General features: G+C 40.7%; 19 protein-coding genes. 17 read left to right on the top strand and 2 right to left on the bottom strand.

The window, feature by feature from the left end:
* The first annotated feature begins 259 nt into the window (after positions 1-259).
* The 14 genes from hexA (at position 260) to nuoN (ending at position 16,925) form a co-directional block, all read left to right on the top strand.
* The gene (hexA, locus tag GWJ01_RS17185; protein ID WP_075670634.1) at positions 260-1,177 is read left to right on the top strand and encodes a transcriptional regulator HexA; all 918 of its coding nucleotides are present in this window, start codon (positions 260-262) and stop codon (positions 1,175-1,177) included.
* 799 nt (positions 1,178-1,976) lie between these two features.
* Positions 1,977-2,429, top strand: a complete 453-nt coding sequence (locus tag GWJ01_RS17190; RefSeq protein WP_036912633.1) for an NADH-quinone oxidoreductase subunit A — start codon at positions 1,977-1,979, stop codon at positions 2,427-2,429.
* A gap of 17 nt (positions 2,430-2,446) precedes the next feature.
* Positions 2,447-3,121 carry a NuoB/complex I 20 kDa subunit family protein gene (locus tag GWJ01_RS17195; RefSeq protein ID WP_004243697.1) on the top strand — a complete coding sequence of 225 codons (675 nt, stop codon included), beginning with the start codon at positions 2,447-2,449 and terminating at the stop codon, positions 3,119-3,121.
* A gap of 76 nt (positions 3,122-3,197) precedes the next feature.
* Positions 3,198-4,994, top strand: coding sequence for an NADH-quinone oxidoreductase subunit C/D (gene nuoC / locus GWJ01_RS17200; protein ID WP_075670636.1), 1,797 nt, complete (start codon positions 3,198-3,200; stop codon positions 4,992-4,994).
* Positions 4,995-4,996: 2 nt separating this feature from the next.
* Positions 4,997-5,542, top strand: coding sequence for an NADH-quinone oxidoreductase subunit NuoE (nuoE, locus tag GWJ01_RS17205; RefSeq protein WP_006533305.1), 546 nt, complete (start codon positions 4,997-4,999; stop codon positions 5,540-5,542).
* Entirely contained in the window at positions 5,539-6,903 is a 1,365-nt protein-coding gene (gene nuoF / locus GWJ01_RS17210) for an NADH-quinone oxidoreductase subunit NuoF (protein WP_109393055.1), read from the top strand. Before nuoE ends, nuoF begins: the two co-directional genes overlap by 4 nt.
* Before the next feature lie 53 nt (positions 6,904-6,956).
* Positions 6,957-9,689: an NADH-quinone oxidoreductase subunit NuoG gene (gene nuoG, locus GWJ01_RS17215; protein WP_161711371.1), complete on the top strand. Its 2,733-nt coding sequence runs from the start codon at positions 6,957-6,959 to the stop codon at positions 9,687-9,689.
* A complete protein-coding gene (gene nuoH / locus GWJ01_RS17220) occupies positions 9,689-10,666 on the top strand; it encodes an NADH-quinone oxidoreductase subunit NuoH (RefSeq protein ID WP_006533300.1) in 978 nt (325 codons plus the stop codon). Before nuoG ends, nuoH begins: the two co-directional genes overlap by 1 nt.
* Before the next feature lie 14 nt (positions 10,667-10,680).
* The gene (gene nuoI / locus GWJ01_RS17225; RefSeq protein WP_006533299.1) at positions 10,681-11,223 is read left to right on the top strand and encodes an NADH-quinone oxidoreductase subunit NuoI; all 543 of its coding nucleotides are present in this window, start codon (positions 10,681-10,683) and stop codon (positions 11,221-11,223) included.
* 12 nt (positions 11,224-11,235) lie between these two features.
* A complete protein-coding gene (nuoJ, locus tag GWJ01_RS17230) occupies positions 11,236-11,769 on the top strand; it encodes an NADH-quinone oxidoreductase subunit J (RefSeq protein ID WP_109401838.1) in 534 nt (177 codons plus the stop codon).
* Complete coding sequence (gene nuoK / locus GWJ01_RS17235; protein ID WP_023581731.1) at positions 11,766-12,068, top strand: NADH-quinone oxidoreductase subunit NuoK; 303 nt, start codon at positions 11,766-11,768, stop codon at positions 12,066-12,068. Before nuoJ ends, nuoK begins: the two co-directional genes overlap by 4 nt.
* Entirely contained in the window at positions 12,065-13,900 is a 1,836-nt protein-coding gene (gene nuoL / locus GWJ01_RS17240; RefSeq protein WP_109401837.1) for an NADH-quinone oxidoreductase subunit L, read from the top strand. The genes nuoK and nuoL overlap by 4 nt, the downstream gene beginning before the upstream one ends.
* A 19-nt stretch (positions 13,901-13,919) precedes the next feature.
* Positions 13,920-15,449 carry an NADH-quinone oxidoreductase subunit M gene (gene nuoM, locus GWJ01_RS17245; RefSeq protein ID WP_109393059.1) on the top strand — a complete coding sequence of 510 codons (1,530 nt, stop codon included), beginning with the start codon at positions 13,920-13,922 and terminating at the stop codon, positions 15,447-15,449.
* Positions 15,450-15,455: 6 nt separating this feature from the next.
* Positions 15,456-16,925, top strand: coding sequence for an NADH-quinone oxidoreductase subunit NuoN (gene nuoN, locus GWJ01_RS17250; RefSeq protein ID WP_109401836.1), 1,470 nt, complete (start codon positions 15,456-15,458; stop codon positions 16,923-16,925).
* A 60-nt stretch (positions 16,926-16,985) separates the two neighbouring features.
* On the opposite strand, the gene GWJ01_RS17255 is transcribed toward nuoN, so the two are convergent.
* Both GWJ01_RS17255 and GWJ01_RS17260 read right to left on the bottom strand, forming a co-directional pair.
* Positions 16,986-18,032 (bottom strand): alpha-xenorhabdolysin family binary toxin subunit B, encoded by a 1,047-nt coding sequence (locus GWJ01_RS17255; RefSeq protein WP_109401835.1) that lies wholly within the window; start codon positions 18,030-18,032, stop codon positions 16,986-16,988.
* A 14-nt stretch (positions 18,033-18,046) separates the two neighbouring features.
* A complete protein-coding gene (locus GWJ01_RS17260; RefSeq protein WP_161711372.1) occupies positions 18,047-19,258 on the bottom strand; it encodes an alpha-xenorhabdolysin family binary toxin subunit A in 1,212 nt (403 codons plus the stop codon).
* Positions 19,259-19,467: 209 nt separating this feature from the next.
* Between GWJ01_RS17260 and GWJ01_RS17265 the strand changes: the two genes are divergently transcribed.
* The 3 genes from GWJ01_RS17265 to menH all read left to right on the top strand — a co-directional run bounded on the left by GWJ01_RS17265 (position 19,468) and on the right by menH (position 23,587).
* Positions 19,468-20,799, top strand: a complete 1,332-nt coding sequence (locus GWJ01_RS17265) for an isochorismate synthase (RefSeq protein ID WP_109401833.1) — start codon at positions 19,468-19,470, stop codon at positions 20,797-20,799.
* 351 nt (positions 20,800-21,150) lie between these two features.
* A complete protein-coding gene (gene menD / locus GWJ01_RS17270; RefSeq protein ID WP_109401832.1) occupies positions 21,151-22,845 on the top strand; it encodes a 2-succinyl-5-enolpyruvyl-6-hydroxy-3-cyclohexene-1-carboxylic-acid synthase in 1,695 nt (564 codons plus the stop codon).
* A complete protein-coding gene (gene menH, locus GWJ01_RS17275) occupies positions 22,820-23,587 on the top strand; it encodes a 2-succinyl-6-hydroxy-2,4-cyclohexadiene-1-carboxylate synthase (protein ID WP_161711373.1) in 768 nt (255 codons plus the stop codon). The genes menD and menH overlap by 26 nt, the downstream gene beginning before the upstream one ends.
* Positions 23,588-23,597: the final 10 nt, after the last annotated feature.

A 23,597-nucleotide genomic window follows, 5' to 3' on the forward strand; every position in this document is an offset into this window, starting at 1 on the left:
GTCTAACTTGTGATGACGGTATACAGTTCTTTCTTGTGAATGCTTGAAATGATAATAAAATTTAATTTGTTACAAAAAGATGCAATTCCTTTCTATCTAGGAGGTGTAAACGATAAGAAACAAATGTAAAGTATTCGGTATGTCTTTGCTCTCCTTTTCAGAGTAGAGTACTGTCTGAATCGGAAGTCTTTTTTAGACTTTTGATATAAAACACCAGGTATATGTAATTTAAAAATCAAAAATAAGTGAAGAATAAACAATGATTAATGCAAATCGTCCGATAATGAATCTCGACCTCGATCTGCTTAGAACGTTTGTAGCTGTAGCAGATTTGAACACTTTTGCAGCAGCCGCTGCTGCTGTATGTCGAACCCAATCTGCTGTGAGTCAGCAGATGCAACGTTTAGAGCAATTGGTGGGTAGAGAGCTTTTCGCCCGTCATGGTCGTAATAAACTTTTAACAGAGCATGGTCTACAACTGTTAGGTTATGCGCGTCAAATTCTGCGTGCAAATGATGATGCAACGGCATCATTAACATATAGTGATGCAGAAGGGGAGCTACGTATTGGTGCTTCTGATGACTCTGTTGATACTTTATTACCGTTTTTACTAAATCGTATCGCGTCAGTGTATCCACGTTTAGCTGTTGATGTACGTATTAAGCGTTCTCAATATATTGAGACAATGCTAGATAATCATGAAATTGATTTAGCATTAACAACAGCACGTATTGGTCATCACCCACGTACAGCGTTACGTACTGCACCAGTGTTATGGCATTGTGCGCCAGACTTCCAATTACAAATGAATGAGCCTATTCCTTTAGTTGTAATGGATGAAACGAACCCATTCCGTCAATTAGCGATAAACACGTTAGATGATGCAGGGATCCAATGGCGTATTGCTTATGAAGCAGCTTCTTTATCTGCTGTTCGTGCTGCGGTTAATGCAGAAGTGGGTATTACTGCACGTCCACTTGAAATGCAGAATGCCGATTTACGTATTTTAGGTGAAAGCGAAGGATTACCTCGTTTACCTGAGACACAATATTGGTTATATCGTAATTCTGATGAACAAAACGAAGCGGTGTTAACAGTATTCAATGCGATTGAAAACAAGAAAACACCTTATACCGTCACTGCACCTGAAGATATTAGCTCTACTGAACTTGAATAATCACATTAATAATTGTGTGAATTTTTTAGCGTTAAAACACAAAAATTAAAGATTAAAAAAGAGTCAAATAAAACTGGATAGTGATGAATAATGATAAACGGGAATAGATGCAATAAAGTGCATTTATTTCCGTTTTTTTATTATTTTTTTTGAAATAGTAACACTTTGTTAATAATTATGTTGTTTTATGTATTTATCTTTGTGACATTTCATTCCATAACTACCTTAACTGCTTGTTAAAAAAATGTTTACCTTCCCCCTTGGTTAATCACTTGTAGGATTTGTTAACAAATAAAAAGATTGTCTAGGTTTTAAGAGAATAAAAAAGTAAATCTAAGCGGATATTTGACCTCCTCCACAATATTAGAAAGTTAATTTGTTAAAATTTGGATAAATTTTAAACTGATTAGGTGTTTTTTCGACTATTTTGTGAGTTTGATCAAAAAAATAAGGCACATTTGCCTGTGTTGAGTCAGGTTTTTCCTGAGATACTGGTGTAGTAAAATCGAATTATCAGTTAGACTAAGCGTGTTAGCATAAAGCTTGTCGGTTTACTGACACGTTTTAGCATTGAGCCGTAATTGAGTGTTAAAATTGAGTGTTAAAGTTGTTAAATCGCGATAGAAAACTGAGTGATTTGTCGCAAAGTTTTTTAAAAAAGAATAAAGGTATAAATAGACTGTTATTATTTCTTTAATTAGCAAGTCTGTTTAATTCGCCTTTTTTTTCGTAATTAGAAATGTGGTGTAAACCGCCGGATAAGAGTTGGTTAATTGACACCACCTTTGATGAGTAAGCAATGAGTATGTCTACAACCACCGAAGTTATCGCCCATCATTGGGCATTTGCTGTCTTCCTCATAGGCGCATTGGGGTTATGTTCGCTCATGTTGTTGGGTGCCCGCTATTTAGGCGGACGCGCACAGGCAAGGGCAAAGCATGTTCCTTATGAATCAGGTCTTGATTCTGTTGGCAGCGCTCGTCTGCGCATGTCAGCTAAATTCTATTTAGTTGCCATGTTTTTCGTTATTTTCGATGTTGAAGCACTGTTTCTTTATGCCTGGGCTGTTTCCGTTCGTGAAGTTGGCTGGTTAGGCTTTATTGAAGCATCAGTCTTCATCGCTATTTTATTAGCTGGATTATTCTACTTGGTTCGTATAGGCGCATTAGATTGGACGCCTGTTCGCTCTCGCCGTGAAACTGCGAGTAAAAGCCATGTTCGATTAACCAGCGGCAAACATCCGCAGCAGTAATAAGCGAGGCATTAGAAATGGATTATACGCTCACCCGCATAGATCCGAACGGTGAGAATGACCGTTATCCCCTGCAATCACAGGAAATTGTCAGTGACCCGTTAGATGCTCACGTTCATCGCAGCGTGTATATGGGAAAACTGGAACATGCGTTGCATGACGTTGTGAACTGGGGACGGAAAAACTCTTTATGGCCATATAACTTTGGTCTTTCCTGTTGTTACGTTGAAATGGTGACGTCATTTACGGCTGTGCATGACGTGGCTCGTTTTGGTTCTGAAGTATTACGTGCATCCCCTCGTCAAGCTGACTTTATGGTGGTTGCGGGTACTTGCTTTACTAAGATGGCACCCGTTATTCAACGTTTATACGATCAGATGTTAGAGCCTAAATGGGTTATCTCTATGGGGGCATGTGCAAACTCTGGTGGTATGTACGACATCTACTCAGTAGTGCAAGGTGTTGATAAGTTCATTCCAGTCGATGTGTATATTCCTGGATGTCCACCACGCCCTGAAGCTTACATGCAAGCACTGATGTTATTACAAGAGTCCATTGGTAAAGAACGTCGCCCATTATCATGGGTTGTCGGCGACCAAGGCGTTTACCGTGCCAATATGCAATCAGAACGAGAAAGAAAACACGGTGAACGTATCGCAGTGAAAAATCTGCGTACTCCTGACGAAATTTAAAGGCTTTTGCCTAAGACGTAACCAGAGCAATGTGTTGCGATCATAGTAACCCTGATCAAAGTTGTGGTGAATAGAAATGACCGATCAGATAGCGCAAAAAGGCGCTCGGCCAGCGTGGGAAACGACCGATCATATTGATGATCAGGTGGTTAATGAACTGCGTCAGAAATTTGGGCCAGATGCGTTTACGTTCCAGCCTACTCGTACTGGCATGCCAGTTGTTTGGGTAAAGCGGGAACAACTTATTGAGGTAATGCTATACCTCAAATCTTTACCAAAACCTTATGTCATGCTGTTTGATATGCATGGTTTTGATGAGCGTCTTCGTACGCATCGTCAAGGCTTGCCAGCAGCAGACTTTTCCGTTTTCTATCATCTGATATCAATCGATCGTAATAAAGATATTATGTTGAAAGTCGCATTAAGTGAAAATGATCTTAATGTTCCGACTATCACATCTATCTTTCCTAACTCGAATTGGTATGAGCGTGAAGTCTGGGATATGTTTGGGATTGTCTTTAATGGGCATCCAAATTTACGTCGTATTATGATGCTTCCTGATTGGGAAGGTCATCCACTGCGTAAAGATTATCCAGCCCGTGCGACAGAGTTCGATCCTTATGTGCTGACAAAGCAGAAGCAGGATCTGGAAATGGAATCGCTAACATTTAAACCTGAAGAGTGGGGGATGAAACGCGGTACGGAGAATGAGGACTTTATGTTCTTAAACCTCGGTCCTAACCATCCATCATCTCACGGTGCATTCCGTATTATTCTTCAGCTTGATGGCGAGGAGATCGTCGACTGTGTGCCTGACGTGGGCTATCACCATCGTGGTGCTGAAAAAATGGGTGAGCGCCAATCTTGGCACAGCTATATCCCATATACAGATCGAATCGAATACCTTGGCGGATGCGTTAACGAAATGCCTTATGTACTTGCAGTGGAAAAACTTGCCGGTATTGAAGTGCCTGAACGCGTTAAAGTCATTCGTGTCATGCTGTCAGAGCTATTCCGTATTAATAGTCACTTACTGTATATCAGTACCTTTATCCAAGACGTTGGTGCAATGACACCGGTGTTCTTTGCCTTTACTGACCGTCAGAAAGTTTACAACATTGTTGAAGCAATTACTGGATTCCGTATGCACCCAGCATGGTTCCGTATCGGTGGTGTTGCTCATGACTTACCTCGCGGTTGGGAACGCTTATTACGTGAATTCTTAGATTGGATGCCAAAACGCCTAGATTCTTACGTAAAAGCAGCACTGCAAAACAGTATCTTGAAAGGTCGTACTATTGGTGTTGCCTCATATAATGCTAAAGAAGCATTAGATTGGGGTGTGACAGGTGCAGGTCTTCGTGCAACAGGTGTTGAATTTGACGTGCGTAAATGGCGTCCATATTCAGGTTATGAAAACTTTGAATTTGAAATCCCTGTTGCAAGTAATGGTGACTGTTATGACCGCGTAATGCTGAAAGTAGAAGAACTACGCCAAAGCTTACGTATTCTGGAACAGTGCTATAAAAATATGCCAGAAGGGCCATTTAAAGCAGACCATCCACTGACAACGCCTCCACCAAAAGAGCGCACATTACAGCATATCGAAACCATGATTAATCACTTCTTACAGGTTTCATGGGGCCCTGTTATGCCTGCTAATGAATCATTCCAGATGGTTGAAGCCACTAAAGGGATCAACAGCTATTACTTAACCAGTGATGGCAGCACAATGAGCTACCGCACGCGTATTCGTACGCCAAGCTTTGCTCACTTGCAACAAATCCCAGCGGTTATCCGCGGTAGTCTGGTTTCTGACTTGATTGTGTATCTGGGAAGTATTGATTTTGTAATGTCGGATGTGGATCGTTAATCATGCAAAATGAATTAAACCAAAAAGATGATGCAGTGCAGATCGAAATCGTTGATGTCACGCATTCAAAGAAAGCAACGTTTGTTTTAACTGAAGAAGAACGTGCTGAAATTGAACAAGAAAAACATCACTATGAAGATCCGCGAGCAGCCTCTATTGAAGCACTGAAAATTGTGCAGAAGAACCGCGGTTGGGTTGAAGACGGTGCAATTTATGCGATTGCGGATGTTCTTGGGATCCCTGCAAGCGATGTTGAAGGCGTTGCTACGTTCTATAGCCAAATTTTCCGTCAACCCGTTGGCCGTCACATTATTCGTTTTTGTGACAGCGTGGTTTGTCATATTACAGGTTATCAAGGCATTCAGGCAGCGATTGAAAAGCATCTTAATATCATTCCTGGTCAAACTACACCAGATGGTCGCTTTACGTTACTGCCAACCTGCTGTTTAGGTAATTGTGATAAAGGTCCTACCATGATGGTAGATGACGATACTCACAGCTTTGTTAAACCTGAAGAGATTGAAACGTTACTGGAGCAGTATCCATGACAGCAATTTCAGGAGCAAAACCGATTATTCGTAGCGCAGAAACGCACCCGCTAACGTGGCGCTTACGTGATGATCGTCAGCCTGTATGGCTGGATGAATACCGTGCTACAAACGGTTATAAAGCGGCAGAAAAAGCATTAAAAGGTATGTCACCGACGGAAGTGACCACTGAAGTTAAAGATGCTGGTCTAAAAGGTCGTGGTGGTGCTGGATTCTCAACAGGCTTGAAATGGAGCCTGATGCCAAAAGATGAAAGCATGAATATCCGTTACATCCTTTGTAACGCAGATGAAATGGAGCCGGGTACTTATAAAGACCGTCTCTTAATGGAAGAACTTCCACATCTGTTAATTGAAGGGATGATTATCGGCGCTCACGCACTAAAAGCTTACCGTGGTTATATTTTCCTTCGTGGTGAATATGTCGAAGCGGCTAAGCATTTACGCCATGCCATTGAAGAAGCAAAAGCAGCTGGCTTTCTTGGTAAAAACATCTTTGGTTCCGGAATTGATTTTGAACTGTTTGTTCACACTGGTGCAGGTCGTTACATCTGTGGTGAAGAAACAGCATTAATCAACTCATTAGAAGGTCGTCGTGCTAACCCGCGCTCTAAACCTCCCTTCCCAGCAACATCAGGTGCATGGGGTAAACCAACTTGTGTCAATAACGTTGAAACATTGTGTAACGTGCCTGCGATTATTGAACACGGTAAAGATTGGTATATCGGCTTAAGTGAAGGCAAAAGCCCAGATGCGGGTACTAAATTAATGGGATTCTCTGGTCGCGTGAAATTTCCGGGCTTATGGGAATTACCATTTGGTACAACAGCGCGTGAGATCCTTGAAGATTACGCAGGCGGTATGCGTGATGGTCTTAAGCTGAAAGCATGGCAACCGGGTGGCGCAGGTACTGACTTCTTAACAGAAGATCATCTCGATCTCCCAATGGATTTTGGCACGATTGCAAAAGCAGGTAGCCGTTTAGGTACAGCACTTGCAATGGCGGTAGATAATGAAATTAATATGGTTTCATTAACCCGTAATTTAGAAGAGTTCTTTGCTCGTGAATCTTGTGGCTGGTGTACACCTTGTCGTGATGGCTTGCCATGGAGTGTCGAAATCTTACGTGCGATAGAAAACGGTAAAGGTCGCCCTGGTGATATCGAAACACTTGAGCATTTATGTCGTTCTTTAAGTCCAGGACACACATTCTGTGCTCACGCACCGGGCGCAGTAGAACCTTTACAAAGCGCCATTAAATATTTCCGTGAAGAATTTGAGGCTGGCATTATTCAAGAAGATTATACCAATGCCAACTTGATCAGAGGTATTCAGCCTAACTTGCTGAAAAGCCGCTGGTAATTTTTCACGACACATTCTAGGTTTAACGCCTGCTGTGCAGGCCTTTGGGAAGCATGCTGACTATGGCTACGATTCATGTAGACGGCAAAGAATATGAAGTTAACGGGGCTGATAACCTGTTAGAAGCCTGTCTTAATTTAGGCTTAGATATTCCTTATTTTTGCTGGCACCCAGCGCTGGGAAGCGTTGGCGCTTGCCGCCAGTGTGCGGTGAAGCAGTATCAAAATGCTGAGGATACCCGAGGTCGTTTAGTGATGTCTTGTATGACACCGGCGACTGATGGCACGTTTATCTCTATTGATGACGAAGAAGCGAAGAAATTTCGTGAAAGCGTTGTTGAATGGTATATGACAAACCATCCTCATGACTGTCCAGTTTGTGAAGAAGGCGGTAACTGCCACCTTCAAGATATGACGGTAATGACAGGTCATACTATGCGTCGCTATCGCTTTACGAAGCGTACACATAGAAACCAAGATCTGGGACCGTTTATTTCTCATGAAATGAACCGTTGTATTGCTTGTTACCGCTGTGTTCGTTACTACAAAGACTATGCCGATGGTACTGATCTGGGCGTCTTTGGTGCACATAACAACGTATTCTTTGGACGCGTTGAAGATGGAACATTAGAGAGCGAATTCTCGGGTAACTTAGTTGAAATTTGTCCGACAGGTGTGTTCACTGATAAAACTCACTCATCACGCTATAACCGTAAGTGGGATATGCAGTTTGCACCAAGTATTTGCCAAGGTTGTAGCATAGGTTGTAACACCAGCCCTGGTGAACGCTATGGTGAATTACGTCGTATTGAAAACCGTTATAACGGGACTGTAAACCGCTATTTCCTGTGTGACCGTGGTCGTTTTGGCTATGGCTATGTGAATTTAGCAAGCAGACCTCGTCAGCCTAAAAAACGTTTAGGCAGTAACTGGTTAGAAATTAACGCTGTTCAAGCAACTCAAGCTGCTGCGGATATGCTGAAGAAAAGTCAGCGTATCGTGGGTATTGGTTCCCCGCGTGCAAGCATTGAAAGCAACTTCGCATTACGTGAAGTTGTTGGTGCTGAAAACTTCTATAGTGGTATCTCGGCATCAGAGCAAAAACGACTGACTTTAATGTTAGATATTTTACAAAAAGGTGGCGTTCATACCCCATCTCTGCGTGAAATTGAAGATTACGATGCTGTTTTAGTGTTAGGTGAAGATTTAACACAAACCGGTGCTCGTATGGCATTGTCTGTACGTCAAGCTGTGAAAGGTAAAGCACGTGAAATGGCAGCTGCTCAAAAAGTCGCTGACTGGCAAATTGCTGCGATTATGAATATCGGGCAACGTGCAAAATATCCGCTGTTTGTCACTCATGTTGATGAAACCCGCCTCGATGATGTTGCTGCATGGAGTTACCGCGCACCGGTTGTTGATCAAGCGCGTTTAGGTTTTGCGATTGCCAATAACATTAACGGTGAAGCACCTGCAGTTGATGGCATTGATGAAGCGCTGAATAAACATATCGAGATGGTTGTTCAAGCACTTTCTCAAGCGAAGAAACCATTAATTATCAGTGGTAGTCATGCAGGTAGCGAAGACGTTATCAAAGCAGCTGCTAACATTGCGTTTGCATTAAAAGCAAAAGGTAATGAAGTAGGGCTTTCTTTCGTTGCTGATGATGCAAACAGCATGGGGCTTGCCATGATGAATGCACAACCACTTGATGATGCATTAAAAATGATGCGTAGTGGTCAAACTAACACTGTTGTTGTAATGGAAAACGATTTATATCGCCACTACGATGCAGACGTGATTGACGATGCGATTGCTAAAGTAGATAACGTTATTGTTATCGACCACCAGCAAACAGACATTATGGCGAAAGCACATCTTGTTCTCCCTGCTTCTTCATTTGCTGAAAGCGATGGAACAATGGTGAGTCAAGAGGGTAGAGCACAACGTTACTTCCAAGTTTTCGAACCTTCTTTTTATAACAAAGAAGTCGTGATGCATGAAAGCTGGCGTTGGTTAAGTGCGGTTGATTCACAATGGCATGAAAGAACACTGGATTGGACACAGTTAGACAGTGTTATTGAGCATTGTGCAACCAGTCTTCCTCAGTTTGCAGGCATTGTTGATGCTGCTCCGAATGCATCATTCCGTATTCGTGGACAGAAACTGGCTCGTGAACCGCATCGTTATAGCGGCCGTACTTCTATGTTGGCAAATGTGTCTGTTCATGAACAGCGTCAACCAAAAGATATCGACACTCCATTTGCGTTCTCAATGGAAGGCAATAACAGCCCAACAGCACCTCGTCAGCAAATTCCATTTGCATGGGCACCGGGTTGGAACTCACCTCAAGCATGGAATAAATTCCAAGCCGAAGTGGGTGGTAGCTTACGCTTTGGCGATCCTGGTGTGCGTCTAATTGAATGTGGTGATAATACGCTTGGCTATTTCACTGATATTCCTGCGCCATTTAATGCACAGAAAAATCAATGGACTGTCGCACCTTGCTACCGTTTATTTGGTAGTGAAGAGTTATCACAACGCGCTGAAGTTATCCAATCTCGTATGGAAACGGCTTATTTAACATTGAGTGAATCTGATGCACAGGCATTAGCGTTAACTCAAGGTCAGCAAGCGATGTTTACTTACGAAGGCCGTGAATTCACCTTACCTGTGAAAATCAGTACTCACCTGACTCAAGGTCAAATCGGCTTGCCGTTAGGTATGGCCGGTATTTCTCCATCGCTGGTGGGTGTATCGGTTCGTCAACTGCGGGGTATTGCATAATGAGCTGGTTATCTCCTGAAGTTACAGAGATTTTACTCACCGTTTTAAAAGCCGTCGTGATCTTGCTTGTCGTGGTCACTTGTGGTGCTTTTATGAGTATGGGGGAACGCCGTTTACTGGGGTTATTCCAAAACCGTTATGGGCCTAACCGTGTAGGTTATGCAGGTTCAGCACAGTTAATTGCGGATATGATCAAAATGTTCTTTAAAGAGGACTGGATCCCGAAATTTGCTGATCGCTTTATCTTCACCATTGCGCCAGTGATTGCGTTTTCATCTTTACTGCTGTCATTTGCAATTGTACCTGTTAGCTCAACATGGGTTGTCGCTGACTTAAACATTGGTATTTTGTTCTTCTTGATGGTTGCAGGTATTGCGGTGTATGCCGTGTTATTTGCAGGCTGGTCAAGTAATAACAAATATTCACTGTTAGGTGCAATGCGTGCATCAGCACAAACCGTAAGTTATGAGGTGTTCTTAGGACTCTCAATCCTAGGGGTTGTTGCACAAGCGGGCTCTTTTAACCTGACTGACATCGTAAACTCACAAGCGAATATGTGGAATGTCATTCCACAATTCTTTGGCTTTATTACGTTTGCGATTGCTGGGGTTGCTGTTTGTCACCGTCATCCATTTGACCAACCAGAAGCAGAGCAAGAGCTTGCTGATGGTTATCACATTGAATATTCCGGTATGAAATTTGGTCTGTTCTTTGTTGGTGAATATATCGGGATCGTTGCGGTATCAGGTCTTATCGTGACGTTATTCTTTGGTGGTTGGCAAGGCCCTTTCTTACCGTCGTTTATTTGGTTTGCACTGAAAACAGGATTCTTCATGATGATGTTCATCCTTATTCGTGCTTCGTTACCGCGTCCGCGTTACGACCAAGTGATGTCTTTTGGTTGGAAAATTTGCTTACCGTTAACTCTTATCAATCTGCTGGTAACTGCTGCAGTGATACTTTACAACGCTCAATAAGGGGTGATTGAACCATGACTTTAAAAGAGTTATTGACTGGTTTCGGCACCCAGGTACGAAGCATTTGGATGATTGGCTTACACGCCTTCGCCAAACGTGAAACACAGATGTACCCGGAAGAACCTGTCAATGTTGCACCACGCTACCGTGGACGTATTGTATTGACGCGTGATCCCGATGGTGAAGAGCGCTGTGTTGCTTGTAACTTGTGTGCAGCAGTTTGTCCAGTTGGCTGTATTTCATTACAGAAAGCAGAACATGAAGATGGTCGTTGGTATCCGGAATTTTTCCGTATCAACTTTTCTCGTTGTATCTTCTGCGGTTTATGTGAAGAAGCTTGCCCAACAACGGCACTGCAATTAACGCCTGATTTCGAAATGGGTGAGTTTAAGCGTCAGGATCTGGTTTATGAAAAAGACGATCTGTTAATTTCTGGGCCCGGCAAATATCCTGAATATAACTTTTACCGTAAAACAGGTATGGCGATTAACGGCAAAGACAAAGGTGATGCAGATGATGAAGCTAAACCTATCGATGTCAAAAGCCTGTTACCGTAAGGAGCGATATTCATGGAATTTGCATTTTACATCGCGGGGCTGATTGCCATCCTTGCAACATTGAGAGTTATCACTCATACCAATCCAGTACACGCATTGTTGTACTTAGTGATTTCATTGATTGCACTCTCTGTGGTTTTCTTCTCGCTGGGCGCCTATTTTGCAGGTGCATTAGAAATCATCGTTTACGCTGGCGCCATTATGGTGTTGTTCGTTTTCGTGGTGATGATGCTCAACTTAGGTAAATCCGTCGTTGATCAAGAGAGAAAGTGGCTACAACCGAAGTTTTGGATTGGGCCAGCACTTTTATCTCTGATGTTATTAATCGTGCTTATTTATGCAATTAGTAGTGTCACTCACGGTGAAATTACTGGAGAAATAATTGGTGCGAAAGAGGTCGGTATTAGCTTATTTGGGCCTTATATTCTGGCTGTTGAGTTAGCATCTGTTCTCTTATTGTCAGGGTTAATAGTTGCTTATCACATTGGTCGTGATCAGAGCCATGACGATCTCGTCGAAAACGAAAACGCAGGGGAGCAAAAATGATACCTCTTCAACATGGTTTGATCTTGGCTGCGGTACTGTTTGTGTTAGGTTTTACCTGCTTAGTACTTCGCCGCAACCTGTTGTTTATGTTGATCGGACTAGAAATTATGATTAATGCGGCTGCACTGGCATTTGTTGTCGGTGGTAGCTTTTGGGGTCAAACGGATGGTCAGATAATGTATATTCTGGCAATCAGCTTGGCAGCGGCAGAGGCAAGTATTGGTCTGGCATTGTTGTTACAGCTTCATAGACATCGCCAAAATATCAATATCGATACAGTCAGTGAGATGCGCGGATGAATATACTCTATTTAACCATTCTGCTACCACTGCTGGGATTTTTACTGCTCGCTTTCTCACGTGGTCGTTGGTCTGAAAACGTATCAGCATGGATTGGTACTGGTTCGGTTGGTTTATCGGCTTTAGTTGCACTTTGGGCTGGTATGGATTTCTTTGCCAATGGGCAAGAAACGTATGTTCTGACTTTATGGAACTGGATGTCTGCAGGAAATTTTAATATTCCATTCACTCTGGTTCTTGACGGTCTTTCATTAACTATGCTGGGTGTTATTACCGGTGTTGGCTTCCTTATTCATATGTATGCATCGTGGTATATGCGTGGAGAAGAGGGGTATTCTCGCTTCTTTGCTTATACCAACTTATTTATCGCAAGTATGGTTGTTTTAGTACTGGCTGATAACATGATGCTGATGTATATGGGTTGGGAAGGGGTTGGTCTATGTAGCTACCTATTAATTGGTTTCTATTATAGCAATCCTGCTAATGGCGCAGCGGCGATGAAAGCGTTTATCGTAACGCGTATCGGTGATGTGTTCTTAGCTATCGGTATGTTTATCCTGTTTGACCAATTAGGTACATTGAGTTTCCGTGAAATGGCAGTACTTGCTCCTGAGCAATTAGCCGTGGGCTCAAGCGTTATTAACTGGGCAATGTTGATGGTATTAGGCGGTGCAGTAGGTAAATCAGCACAGCTTCCATTACAAACTTGGTTAGCCGATGCAATGGCAGGTCCAACACCTGTATCTGCATTAATTCACGCCGCAACCATGGTCACGGCGGGTGTGTACTTAGTCGCACGCAGCAATGCACTATTCTTAATGGCACCAGAAGTACTGGAATTGGTCGGCATTATCGGTGCAGTCACATTAGTGTTAGCGGGCTTTGCAGCTTTAGTACAAACAGATATCAAACGTATTCTTGCTTATTCAACCATGAGCCAAATTGGTTATATGTTCTTGGCTTTAGGCGCTCAAGCATGGGATGCGGCAATTTTCCACTTAATGACACACGCTTTCTTTAAAGCATTACTGTTCTTATCAGCTGGCTCGGTGATTGTTGCCTGCCACCACGAACAAAATATCTTTAAGATGGGCGGGTTACGTAAGAAGATCCCATTTGTTTATGCTTGTTTCCTAATTGGTGGTGGCGCATTAGCGGCATTACCGCTGTTAACAGCAGGGTTCTTCAGTAAAGATGAAATCTTATGGGGTGCGTATTCAAACGGGCATTTTAACTTAATGCTTGCAGGTTTAGTTGGCGCGTTATTTACGTCACTTTATACCTTCCGTTTGATTTTCATCGTATTCCATGGTGAAACCAAAACCGAAGCACACCAAGTTAGAGGGTTTACTCATACTTTCCCATTAGCGGTATTAGCACTGTTATCAACATTTATCGGTGCGTTAATTACTCAACCGCTAGGTGCAGTTTTCCCTGAAGGAAATGCATCGCACGATGGTAAATATGTGTTAGAAATTCTTTCTGGTGTGGTAGCGATAGTAGGCGTTGCCATTGCAGCATGGTTATACCTGAAACAGCGTCAATGTGTTTCTAAGGTTGCCAATACTCGTACAGGTCGTTTCTTCTCAACATGGTGGTTCCATGCTTGGGGATTCGATGCGCTGTATGAAGTGCTGTTTGTCAAACCTTATAAAGGGGCGGCGTGGCTTATCCAAAATGATCCTGTTAACCAATTCTTTAATTTATTCGGTTGTCTGCTTAAAGGCACCAATAAAGGATTAAGTTTCAGTGAGAATGGATTAGCACGTTGGTATGCGGCTTCTCTCGGTTTAGGTGCAGTGCTGGTCATCGCTCTGCTGCTTCTGGTTTAATTAAGGGACACATTGCGCCATGTTATTACCCTGGCTAATACTTATTCCCTTCATCGGTGGCCTGCTAAGTTGGCAGGCTGAACGAATCGGCTCGCAAGTCCCTCGCTGGGTTGCGTTGCTGACGATGGGATTAACACTTGTTATTTCTGTGCAACTTTGGTTGCAGGGCGATTATCAACTACTTAGTGCTGATGGAGCGCCACGCTGGACAGAGTATTACTTTGTGCCGTGGATACCTGCTTTAGGGATTAATATCCAATTTGCACTTGATGGTATGTCATTGCTGATGACTGTATTAACTGCGATTTTAGGTATCTTAGCGGTACTTTCATCGTGGAGTGAAAATCAGCCATCACAAGGTGCTTTCCATTTTAATCTGCTGTGGATCTTAGCAGGTGTGATGGGGGTATTTTTAGCAACTGACCTGTTCTTATTCTTCTTCTTCTGGGAAATGATGTTGATCCCAATGTATTTCCTGATTTCTTTATGGGGACACAAAGGAAGTAGCGATAAAAAACACGTTAGTGCAGCAACAAAATTCTTTATCTATACACAGGCAAGTGGCCTGTTAATGTTGCTGGCCATTATCGGTCTTGCGGTGGCTTTCTACCGTGAAACAGGTATTTGGACATTTAATTACGATACCTTATTACAAGCACATACTGTTTTAAGCTCTGAACTACAATTTATTCTGATGTTAGGTTTCTTTGCTGCATTTGCAGTGAAAATGCCAATTGTTCCTGTACATGGTTGGTTAGCGGATGCTCACGCAGAAGCGCCAACAGCAGGCTCTGTTGACTTATCAGGTATTTTGCTAAAAACAGCGGCTTACGGTCTATTACGTTTTAACTTACCGCTCTTCCCAGAAGCATCAGCGTTACTGGCTCCGGTGGCGATGTGGTTAGGTTTAATTACTGTATTCTATGCAGCATTACTGGCATTTCGTCAGACAGATATCAAACGTCTTGCGGCTTACAGTAGTATTTCTCACATGGGCTTTATCGTAATTGCGATTTATGCCGGCTCTGTATTGGCTTACCAAGGTGCGATTATTCAAATGATCACCAATGGTTTGTCAGCAGCAGGTCTATTTATCATGTGTGGCATGCTGTATGAGCGTTTAGGTACTCGTGATATGAACCAAATGGGTGGATTGTGGAAAAGCATCCGCTTCTTACCAGCGTTTTCATTGTTCTTTGCGGTTGCTTCTTTAGGTATGCCGGGAACAGGTAACTTCGTTGGTGAGTTTATGATCCTGTTTGGTACTTATGGTCACTTTAAGCTGATTACAATTATTTCGGTCTTTGGTTTAGTTTTTGCTTCTGTCTATGCATTGTGGATGATGCAACAAGCTTACTATGGTTCACCGAAAGCAGCTGAAAGAACCTATAAAGGGTTAGATCTGAGAGAGTTCTTTATCCTGATCACATTGGTTGTTTTACTGGTTATCTTAGGCTTCTTCCCACAACCAGTATTAGACACATCAATATCAGCGATGGAAAATCTCCAGACTTGGTATTCCGCTTCTATTTCAACAGTAAGGCCGTAATTCGCCATGACAATAACTCCTGAACAATTGATCGCAATGCTACCGCTATTGATCGTCGGATTGACGGTGGTGGTTGTGATGCTGTCCATTGCGTGGCGACGCGATCATTTTACTATTGCCACTTTGACAGCAACGGGTTTCATCATTGCGCTGGGATCACTCTATTACGTTAATGCATTAGGCGTAGTGGACGTTACCACGCTTTACCATGTTGATGGATACTCTAGCTTCTTTACCGCGCTAGTGATCCTTTCTGGTATTGGAACTATAGCTTTTGCTTATCCTTGGTTAGAAGGCTATCAAGATAACAAAGAAGAATTTTATTTGCTGATTGCGATTGCGGTCATTGGGGGGATTTTACTCTCTTCGGCTCACCACTTCGCATCGATGTTTATTGGTATTGAATTACTGACATTACCGCTGTTTGGTCTTATCGGTTATGCATTCCAACAACGTCCTTCTTTGGAAGCAGGTATTAAATATATGCTGCTTTCAGCAGCTGCATCTTCTTTTTTACTGTTTGGCATGGCACTTCTCTATGCAGAAGCAGGAAACCTCTCCTTTACCGCAATGGGACAGAGTTTAAGTGATAGTAATATCCATAAACCATTAGTACTCGCAGGTTTAGGTATGATGTTAGTGGGAATTGGCTTTAAATTATCTTTATTCCCATTCCAACTGTGGACACCCGATGTTTACCAAGGCGCACCAGCACCAACTGGCGCGTTCTTAGCGACAGCAAGTAAGATTGGTATTTTCGCTGTTGTTATGCGTTTATTCCTTGAAGCACCCGCTGCGGATAGTGAAACCTTACGAATGATCTTAGGTTTCATGGCAATTGCCTCTATCTTATTTGGTAACATCATGGCGTTAACGCAAAAGAGCGTGAAGCGCTTACTGGGTTACTCTTCAGTATCGCACCTTGGTTATCTGCTAGTGGCATTAATTGTATTGCAATACAGTCCTGTATTAGCACAAGAAACAGCTGAAATTTATTTAGCAGGTTACTTGTTTGCAAGCTTAGGGGCGTTTGGTGCTATTGCAGTAGCTTCAAGTCCTTATCGTGAGAGCGAAATGGATTCACTGGAAGATTACCGCGGGTTATTCTGGCGTCGTCCTGTGGTTGCGGTGGTGATGTCGCTGATGATGTTATCACTGGCAGGTGTACCAATTACATTAGGCTTCATTGGTAAACTATATGTCATCATTGCAGGTATCAGCTCAAGCTTATGGTGGTTAACAGGTATGGTTGTGTTAGGTAGTGCTATTGGTTTATTCTACTACCTACGTGCTGCGGCTATTGTCTTCTTACGTAAACCTGACAATGACAACACTCCAGCTATTTCAACAACATCACAAAATATGGCAACATTTGTTGCACTAATCTGTGCAATTGTTGTTATTGCATTAGGTGTATGGCCACAACCACTTATTGAATTAACTAATTTTGCGATTATTGCTCCAGCAGTAAATTAATCGATATTATTAGATAATAAGGTAGTAAAACGGCTCTTTATTATAGAGCCGTTTTTTTAGCTAAGGTGTATTACTGTTTATCTTTTCTGAAGTATCGTAATATAGAGAGAAATCATCTAAGAATGAAAATAGAGGGATAATAATATCTTCTGTTAATAAAATATTATTTTTTAGCTCGTAAAATTGTAAATTAATATTATTCCAATATTTGTTTAATCGTTCTAATTGTTCAATAAAAACTCTTAGGTAATAGTCGATATCAATTAGTTTATAGTAGTGTTTTAGAACAAATAGGGCATTTTGCTTTTTGTTTCTTAATTGGTTGAGTTGTTTAATTTGCTCTAGGTAATTTGCCGTTAATTGGTGACGAGTTTCAACGATTTTAGTATAAGAAAAACCATGATTTAAGGTTGAAAATAAATTATTAAGTATTTCTATCAATGAAGATAACAGGTTTTTCTCGTTAGGTTCAATATTGAGTTCTTCTATTTCTGACTTTGACGGAATAGAACTTTTGAAGAGGTTGAGAAAATATCTTTTATTTAGAAGCGCTTCACTTTCTCGAATGATATTCAGTTCTTGCTTCGTTTTTTCTGAATCTATCTCTAAAGTTGAAATGTTTTTTGTTAGTTGGTTAATAAAATCCTTTTTATCAGTGATAAAGGGTGTGACCTTATGAGTGATAAAATGTTTTTTAAGTCGCTTTATTTCCATTGATAGAAATAAATTATGTTCACTAATTATAGTGCTTGTTTCGTTTATCTCGTTTAGATATAGATCTATGATCTCTTTTTTTTCTACTTCCAGTTTTAATTTTAACTCTACATCAAGAGTTTCCTTTTTTATCTCTTCATCAATTTCATTAATGGTTTTAAATGTATTATTAAGTAATTTTTGTCTTAATCGACTTTTTAATACTAGAGAAAAATAAATGATACTCTCAATATTTTTATTGTTTTTCTCTAAGAATAAGGTTAGCTCATTGTCAAAATCATTATTCATATAACACTTATTATTACTTAAGTGAAGAATGTTTTTATATGCATGAAAGAGTTTATTATGTTCAAAAGATATTTCTGAGATGATGTGAGTTTCATTATTATTCATAACAATTCCCTTTGTTAATTTGAGGAGTAAAAAGAAGAGAGAGCATTATCGAAAGAGATTAAGATCTCTTTTGAATAACCAATTACCATATACCAAGGTGAAATGATTTTTTCTAGGTAAATACTAAACTTAATAAGTTCTAATGTATTGTTTATTTTGTTGAAATTATTAATTGATGCTTCTATTTCCGTTAATATGGCTTGCCAAACATATTCAATATGCTCTAGTGCCATATTTGTATCTTCGATAAGTTGTTGTATCTCTTCCAGTTCAATATAAAGTGAATTTAAATGTAGTGATAGGTTGGTGTAAATATCTATCTCTTTATTGAGGCTTTTTACTTTATCAATTAATTGATTTCTTTTTTTACGAATATTTTCAGCTTTTGAACCAAAAATTCCACCAGTAATAATAACGCCGATAATGCCCGCAGCAAGCCCTGTAAAAGCAAGGATAACATAGTTTTTATATTCTTCTTTCAGTATTGAAATATCTTCAATCAGTAAATTACGTTCATCACTTAATAGAGGATTATTTTTATTATAAAATTCATTAATGAGTCTCTTTTTATTAAGAATTTCATGATAAATAGAGTGATGAGTTACATTTTTACTGTCTTTTTCACCCATAATTTTACTTCTGAACGTGGATAAGTTCTCTTTTAATTTAAGTGTTTTATCTCGCTCAGTTTCAATATCTTCTTTCATACTTTCTAATATATGAATAAGTTGAATGGAAACTTGTTTATCTTGAGAGGTATATTTGATGTTGGCTAACTCTTGCTCAGAAAGATCATGCATGGTTGTTGATATTTTAGTAAGTAACGGCATTTGATTAATAAATGAAATAATATTTTCACCTGTAGAAGTAATTTCTCTACCAATAATTTCTAAATCAATTGCTTGTTGTTTTATTGAATATTCTATCTTATTCCATTCTAAGGCATGCTCTCGTATTTTGATAAAAAGAGATAAAATGTTTTCTGGTAAAAGTTGTTGTATGCTTATTTGGTTGTAACCAATAAAATCTATTACATCATCTAATTTGTAAGGAAGTGAAAGCGCTTTATTAATATAAGATTTTATCTTAATTAAATCAGGAGCAGTTACAATTCCCGGTAATCGGCCATTTTCGATATCTATTCCTAATATTAAACTGAGTGCAACTTTAGGAACATCGGGCACTTCGATAAATTTATCTACTTGTTCAAAGATGGTTGTATCCATATAACCCCTCTTATGTATAATGTTTTTCGCCTATACAGTTCAGCCTTAAAATGATTTGTTCACGATTTAAGTTTTTAGATTAATACATCTACTTTGTAACATGAAAAATACAAAACTTTGATAAATGACAAAGGTTATAATTAATCAACCCTTTGATAATTTGTATAGAGACGTATAATCTTCCTTTTAATTAGTTGTGGGTATTTGGAGTGGAAAAGGTTAATCCTGTGTTTTCGACACTGTACGAAAAAGTTAAAAATATAAATCTGACAGCACAAGGTAATCTTTTACATTTGAAAGTCACCTTGCCATCAGAGGTTTCATTTTCATTGCTCTCATGGCTTGCTGCACAGTCGCATTATCCCCAATTTTATTGGCAACATCGCGATGAGCATGAAGAAGTCGCCGCTTGTGGGCAATTACGCTGTTTTAATCATATTCAAGATGCTTGCCAATTTTTAGGTTTACATCATTGTGATGCAGACAGTGATGATGTGCGTATTTGGGGCTTAAATGCATGGGATACCATTATTCCAGGCCGCATTGATAAAATAAAAGGCGATGATGCCTACCTTTTTTTGCCTCGCATTGAGATTAGGCGCCACCAGCAACAGCTTTCTGTTCATCTAAATATGTTGGATGAAGGTGATAAGCAAAATACATTGGATTTTCTGCAAACATTAAATCAAGCTGTAGAAATTGAACCGCTTTCTGTTTCTGTTACTCATGTTAATCACTCTTTAACGCAAGAGCAGTGGACTCACTATCTCAATATTGCCTTAGATGAAATTAGCCAAGGTTTATTTGAAAAAGTTGTCCCTGCAAGAGCGACATGCTTAACTCTAGATAACCCGCTGAAAGCGATCCAATTTATGAAAGCGAGCCGTGATGTTAATCATCATTGCTATCACTATATGCTGGCGTTTTCACCTTCAGATGCATTTATGGGATCAACCCCAGAAAGATTATATAAGCGTGATGAGTTGATGCTTTATACCGAAGCGTTAGCGGGTACAGTCGCGAGTTCTGATAACGAGCAACAAGCTACTGAATTTGCAGATTGGTTGATGAATGATAAGAAGAATCAACATGAAAATCTGGTTGTAGTTGATGATATTTGCCAACGATTACAAGGTGGAGTTGACGGTATTGATGTTTCACCCGCGGATGTTATCCGGTTGCGTAAAGTGCAACATCTTCGTCGCTATATACATGGTAAATTAATTGACTCTGATGACATCGATTGCTTAAAGCGATTACAGCCAACCGCAGCCGTATGTGGCTTACCAAGAAGTGTCGCGCGTGCATTTATTCGTAAGCATGAACCTTTTGAGCGTCGTTGGTATGCGGGCTCTGCGGGATATTTATCTCTCCCTCATGCCGAATTTGCGGTCAGTTTACGTTGTGGTGAGTTGCACGATGATGCATTGACTTTATACGCTGGTGCAGGAGTTGTTGCAGGATCTGATCCTCAGCAAGAGTGGACTGAAATCGAAAATAAAGCGGCAGGTTTACGCACATTGCTGGAAAAAGAGAATTAATTTCTTACAGATAATCTCAGTTTGAATAAATAATACCAGCGAAATAATCAAAATTTGATGAGTAGTTTTTTAAAGTCAGTTATTTAGTGCTACTCTTCAAATAACCACTGCTAATTGTTAACTAATTGATGCTATCCTTTAGAACACTAGCGCTATTTATTCCTATTCTTAACGATAAAAAAGAGCTCATTGAAAATAGAGTGGATGATTAGCCTAAATAATGCACTTTTTGAGTGTTTTCTTTAACGATTTATTTAACGAAAACTTCTGTTCATTGAACTAGGCTAAGGAAAAGTATTTAGGAACAGATATTATAATAGCAATTGCAGGTTTTCGTTGTTGGGATGATCAATGTCTAATAGTTCGTTTAATCGCCAATGGGCTAAAGTTATACTCGAAACTTTGACTCGTCATGGCTTACGCCATATCTGTATTGCCCCCGGATCTCGTTCGACCCCTTTAACACTTGCGGCGGCTGCCAATCAAAAATTAGTCTGCCATACGCATTTTGATGAGCGTGGTCTTGGTCATTTAGCTTTGGGTCTCGCAAAAGCAACTAAAGAGCCTGTCGCTGTGATCGTGACATCGGGAACCGCCGTTGCCAATTTATATCCTGCGTTAATTGAAGCCGGATTAACGGGTGAGCGTGTTGTCTTTTTAACCGCGGATAGACCGCCCGAATTAATTGATTGTGGTGCAAACCAAGCTATTCGCCAGCAAAGTATTTTTGCAACGCATCCTTCACAGACACTCTCGTTACCAAGGCCAACAGCAGATATTTCTGCAAGCTGGTTAGTTTCTACCCTTGATAATGCCATGAATACATTGGTTCATGGTGCATTACACGTCAATTGCCCTTTTGCAGAACCTTTATATGGTGATGATGTTGAAACATCGACTCCATGGACTGAAGCTTTAGGGGATTGGTGGCAAAGTGATAAACCGTGGCTACAAGAAACACTTTTTACCTCTGCCACTATGCATTCTCAGTGGAATGCATTGCGTCAAAAAAAAGGTGTGGTTATTGCAGGACGTATTAGCCCAGAAGAGGGTGTTGAAGTCGCAAAATGGGCTTCACAATTAGGTTGGCCTTTATTGGGTGATGTATTATCACAAACTGGGCAACCGTTACCTTGTGCCGATTTATGGTTGAATAATCCACAGATAAAATCAGAATTAAATAAAGCTGAAATCGTTATTCAATTTGGTTCAAGTTTAACAGGCAAACGCTTATTACAATGGCAAGTAGGATGTTCGCCAAAAACGTATTGGATTATTGATCCTATTCCGGGACGATTAGATCCTGGTCATCATCAAGGTGAGAAATTTACATTACCACCGATGCAGTGGTTAACGGCACATCCTGCGGTTGATAATTCACCGTGGACAAATGTATTAACTAATATAGCCAAACAAACCTATCAAAAAGTCAGTGAAATAACGGATTATTTCGGTGAAGCACAGGTTGCGCACCGATTAGATAAATTACTTCCTAATGATGGGCAGTTATTTGTTGGCAATAGTCTGATAGTACGATTAATCGATGCATTTGCTCAGTTGCCTGAAGGTTATCCTGTGATGAGCAATCGAGGTGCGAGTGGTATTGATGGTTTGATTTCAACATCTGCGGGTGTTCATCGTGCAACAGAAAAGCCAACATTAACAATATTAGGCGATTTATCAGCACTGTATGATTTAAATAGTCTAGCGTTGCATCAACAAGTCTATGCGCCTAATGTTATTATCGTAGTGAATAATAACGGTGGGCAAATATTCTCAATGCTACCAACGCCAGAGGCAGAACGAGAACGTTTTTACTGTATGCCTCACTCATTAAATTTCAAACATGCAGCCGCAATGTTTGGCTTGCATTATGTATCACCAACAAATTGGGATGCACTGTTAACGACTGTTCAGGCGTGCTGGACAGGGGCGCCAACAACGACATTAATTGAATTAATTGTTGATGATACTGATGGTGCAAAAACATTAAATCAGCTGGTAAAACAGGTAACATCTCATGACTTTAGCATGTCAGCGATATAATACCCATAATGAAGGGCCTTGGTTAGTTTGGTTGCATGGGCTATTAGGTGAAGGTTGTGAATGGGAGCCTGTGATCCAGGCTTGCCATGAATATCCATCACTTGTGATTGATTTGCCTCGTCATGGTGGTTCTGCTTCTATCAGTGCGAAAGATTTTGTTGAAGTTAGTGCATTGCTAACAGACACACTTAAAGAGCAAGGTATTAACCATTATTGGTTAATTGGCTACTCGTTAGGTGGCAGAATCTCTATGTATCACGCGTGTTTTGGCGATACTACAGGATTAATGGGATTGATTGTGGAGGGCGGAAATCCGGGGTTATATGATGCAACGGAAAGACAAAGCCGCCTTGCACATGATAAACGCTGGGCTGAACGTTTTCGTAATGAGCCTATCAGAGACGTATTAACACAGTGGTATCAGCAACCGGTATTTGCCGATTTAAGTGATGATAAACGCCAGTTATTCGTTGAAAAACGTTGCCGTAATGCGGGTTTTTGTATTGCAGAAAGTTTAGAAACACTTTCTTTAGGTAATCAGCCTTGGCTTGTTACAGAATTACAGCAACTCACTTTGCCATTTATTTGGCTTTGTGGTGAAAAAGATAATAAATTTCAATCTATTGCGCAGCAATATTCGCTGCCATTAACGACTATCCCGCATGCTGGTCATAATGCCCATCAGGCACAGCCTGTTGCTTATGCTGCGGTGATAAATCATGTTTTATCCCTCTTTGGTTAAAGGAACCTAA

Origin of the sequence: Proteus sp. G2618, assembly GCF_009915995.1 — a bacterium.
GTDB classification, from domain to species: domain Bacteria; phylum Pseudomonadota; class Gammaproteobacteria; order Enterobacterales; family Enterobacteriaceae; genus Proteus; species Proteus terrae.

Bases quoted from the DNA above. Each gene is read 5' to 3' on its own strand.
- hexA (WP_075670634.1), top strand. From the start codon at position 260: ATGATTAATGCAAATCGTCCGATAATGAATCTCGACCTCGATCTGCTT.
- GWJ01_RS17190 (WP_036912633.1), top strand. From the start codon at position 1,977: ATGAGTATGTCTACAACCACCGAAGTTATCGCCCATCATTGGGCATTT.
- GWJ01_RS17195 (WP_004243697.1), top strand. From the start codon at position 2,447: ATGGATTATACGCTCACCCGCATAGATCCGAACGGTGAGAATGACCGT.
- nuoC (WP_075670636.1), top strand. From the start codon at position 3,198: ATGACCGATCAGATAGCGCAAAAAGGCGCTCGGCCAGCGTGGGAAACG.
- nuoE (WP_006533305.1), top strand. From the start codon at position 4,997: ATGCAAAATGAATTAAACCAAAAAGATGATGCAGTGCAGATCGAAATC.
- nuoF (WP_109393055.1), top strand. From the start codon at position 5,539: ATGACAGCAATTTCAGGAGCAAAACCGATTATTCGTAGCGCAGAAACG.
- nuoG (WP_161711371.1), top strand. From the start codon at position 6,957: ATGCTGACTATGGCTACGATTCATGTAGACGGCAAAGAATATGAAGTT.
- nuoH (WP_006533300.1), top strand. From the start codon at position 9,689: ATGAGCTGGTTATCTCCTGAAGTTACAGAGATTTTACTCACCGTTTTA.
- nuoI (WP_006533299.1), top strand. From the start codon at position 10,681: ATGACTTTAAAAGAGTTATTGACTGGTTTCGGCACCCAGGTACGAAGC.
- nuoJ (WP_109401838.1), top strand. From the start codon at position 11,236: ATGGAATTTGCATTTTACATCGCGGGGCTGATTGCCATCCTTGCAACA.
- nuoK (WP_023581731.1), top strand. From the start codon at position 11,766: ATGATACCTCTTCAACATGGTTTGATCTTGGCTGCGGTACTGTTTGTG.
- nuoL (WP_109401837.1), top strand. From the start codon at position 12,065: ATGAATATACTCTATTTAACCATTCTGCTACCACTGCTGGGATTTTTA.
- nuoM (WP_109393059.1), top strand. From the start codon at position 13,920: ATGTTATTACCCTGGCTAATACTTATTCCCTTCATCGGTGGCCTGCTA.
- nuoN (WP_109401836.1), top strand. From the start codon at position 15,456: ATGACAATAACTCCTGAACAATTGATCGCAATGCTACCGCTATTGATC.
- GWJ01_RS17255 (WP_109401835.1), bottom strand. From the start codon at position 18,032: ATGAATAATAATGAAACTCACATCATCTCAGAAATATCTTTTGAACAT.
- GWJ01_RS17260 (WP_161711372.1), bottom strand. From the start codon at position 19,258: ATGGATACAACCATCTTTGAACAAGTAGATAAATTTATCGAAGTGCCC.
- menD (WP_109401832.1), top strand. From the start codon at position 21,151: ATGTCTAATAGTTCGTTTAATCGCCAATGGGCTAAAGTTATACTCGAA.
- menH (WP_161711373.1), top strand. From the start codon at position 22,820: ATGACTTTAGCATGTCAGCGATATAATACCCATAATGAAGGGCCTTGG.